General features: G+C 34.9%; 4 protein-coding genes. 3 read left to right on the top strand and 1 reads right to left on the bottom strand.

All coding sequences use genetic code 11. The annotated features are described in order from the left end of the window. The first annotated feature begins 45 nt into the window (after positions 1–45). From FC88_RS03580 to FC88_RS03570, 3 genes are all read left to right on the top strand, one after another. Positions 46–267, top strand: a complete 222-nt coding sequence (locus FC88_RS03580; RefSeq protein WP_057812865.1) for a 6-carboxytetrahydropterin synthase — start codon at positions 46–48, stop codon at positions 265–267. 113 nt (positions 268–380) lie between these two features. After that, positions 381–1,055 (top strand): helix-turn-helix domain-containing protein, encoded by a 675-nt coding sequence (locus tag FC88_RS03575; protein WP_083484547.1) that lies wholly within the window; start codon positions 381–383, stop codon positions 1,053–1,055. Further along, complete coding sequence (locus FC88_RS03570) at positions 1,052–1,945, top strand: IS3 family transposase (protein ID WP_057812863.1); 894 nt, start codon at positions 1,052–1,054, stop codon at positions 1,943–1,945. Before FC88_RS03575 ends, FC88_RS03570 begins: the two co-directional genes overlap by 4 nt. Before the next feature lie 77 nt (positions 1,946–2,022). Here FC88_RS03570 and FC88_RS12780 read toward each other — a convergent pair whose 3' ends face one another. Further along, positions 2,023–2,166: a hypothetical protein gene (locus FC88_RS12780; RefSeq protein ID WP_149029791.1), complete on the bottom strand. Its 144-nt coding sequence runs from the start codon at positions 2,164–2,166 to the stop codon at positions 2,023–2,025. Between the last annotated feature and the right edge of the window lie 78 nt (positions 2,167–2,244).

The following is a 2,244-nucleotide window of genomic DNA, read 5'->3' as shown; positions in this document are numbered from 1 at the left end:
TATGGAAAATATTAAGTTTTAAAAAATGTTCGGTTATTTCTTGCAATCTGCCATATTGAAAAAAAGCTCAAAGAAGTTTGCGATACCTTTGAGGGAAAGTTCTTGAACAAACTCCCCGCTTTCCAATACGTTAATCCAACCACCGAAAACGTTACGATGTGGCTGTTCAATTTGTTCACACCACGCTTGGAAGAATTAAACGCCGAATTGGTCAGATTGGAAGTTGGTGAATCCCCTACTCGATCTTATTGTATTAGTTTGTATTAAACAAAAAGCTCCATTAGAATACCCTTACCTATTAGTGGGATCTGCGATAATCCTTTTATGGTTGTTGGATGAAATAATATAAATTCATCTGATATTCATGAAAGGATTTTTTTATGCCCAGAGGTAAATATTCACTTCAAGAAAAACTAGATCTGGTGCTGGAATTTAAAGAGTCAACTTATCCACTTAGAACATTTGCCAGAAAAAATAATATTGTTCATAAAACTTTTCGTAGATGGGTCCATCTCTTCGATCAATATGGAATCGACGGCCTGAAGGAAATGACCAAGCGTACAAAATATTCATATAAATTTAAATTACAAGTCGTGACAGACTATCTTGAAGGTAAAGGTTCTTTAGAAACTATTGCCTATAAATATGGTTTAAGGAATACTTTTCAAGTATCGGACTGGTTATTCAAGTATAATAATGGAAAACTGTTGAAGGATGGCTCACCGAGAAAGAAGAATTCCATTATGAAAAAAAAGATAACCTTTGAAGAACGTATTGAAATCGTAGAGTATGTCGTTAAGAGCAAACATACTTATAAAGAAGCTGCAGAAAAGTATTCCGTATCTTATCAACAAGTTCGTTCTTGGGTCTTAAAATCCAAGAACGGCGGTTATAAAGCTTTGATCGATGGCCGAGGCCATCGCAAAGCAAAAGATGACTTAACAGAATTAGATGAAGCGCATTTAAAAATCAGAGAATTGGAATCCCAATTAAAAGACCAAAAATTAATTGAGGAATTCGCAAAAAAATTGCAAGAAATTCAGCACAGGGGGTGAAACAACAACATAGATTGGCTTACCAGGCAATAAAGGAAGTCAGTCAAAATAACCATGGAGCCATAACTGTTTTACTACGTGTTGTCGGTGTTAGTCGACAATCATATAACAAATACTGGACTCGTACAGAAACGGAAAAAGAACTTCGAGATAAGCTACTAAAGGAACGTATTATGTACTGGTATGAATTAAATACTAAGACTATTGGTGCAGGCAAGATACTAATCAACCTATTAGCAGATGATCAAATCACATTCAAGGTTTCACTTAAACAAGTGAAACGCCTGATGAGAGAACTAGATATTAGATGTCAGTCCAGAATCAAGAAACATAACCGTTCTAAACAGAGAGAGATTTATATACAAGATAATGTATTGAATCAAAATTTTGAGGTGACAGGACCTAATCAAGTTTGGTTATGTGATTCAACAGAAATTCCTTACGGTTTAAACGGTGAACACAAAGTTCGTTTGAGCGGAGTTTTAGACCTCTATGGTCGTTATTTGATTTCAAGTAATATCAGCCTTACAGAGACTTCAGCAGCTGAAATAATTGTATTTCAACGTGCATTTACAAAAGCTGGAGATGTGTGTCCGATGGTCCATACGGACCGCGGATCAGCGTTTACGTCATTATCATTTGGAAATTTTTTAGATGAACATGGTGTTATTAGAAGTATGTCAAGACCAGGTACACCCTACGATAATTCACCAATGGAACGTTGGTGGAGTGAATTCAAATTACGTTGGATGAATCGCCATCCAATGCCTAAGACTTACAAAGAACTAGTCAAACTTGTCAACGAAAGAATTCACTATTTCAATCATATAGACAGATCACAAACAATAAATGGCCATACCCCAGCAGAACATTGGGATATGGCCACCTAAAAAGTATTCAATTTTTATATTATTTCAAATGTCAACTTGACAGGTGCCAACGCATCGGTATTCTAATGGAGCTTTTATTATTGTAAATCTAGAGCGTAATTATAAGGAATAATCTCCTTCATTTTAGTTTCTTGATATGCTTTCTCTTGATGAGAATATTCGGTGATTTTCTTAGCATTAAATTCTTTGAAGTCATCAGACACGGCCTTAAGGATTTTCAATTCTTCATTTGTGAAAAGATTTTTAGGCGAATTTTATAATCAAGTTAGCCACCTTAAGAAAAAATAAATAAAAAAACA

The sequence above is a fragment of the Companilactobacillus futsaii JCM 17355 genome, from assembly GCF_001435505.1.
In the GTDB taxonomy this organism is placed as follows: domain Bacteria; phylum Bacillota; class Bacilli; order Lactobacillales; family Lactobacillaceae; genus Companilactobacillus; species Companilactobacillus futsaii.
The sequence above is the reverse complement of the archived record's forward strand: the minus strand, read 5'-3'. Positions and strand labels throughout refer to the sequence as shown.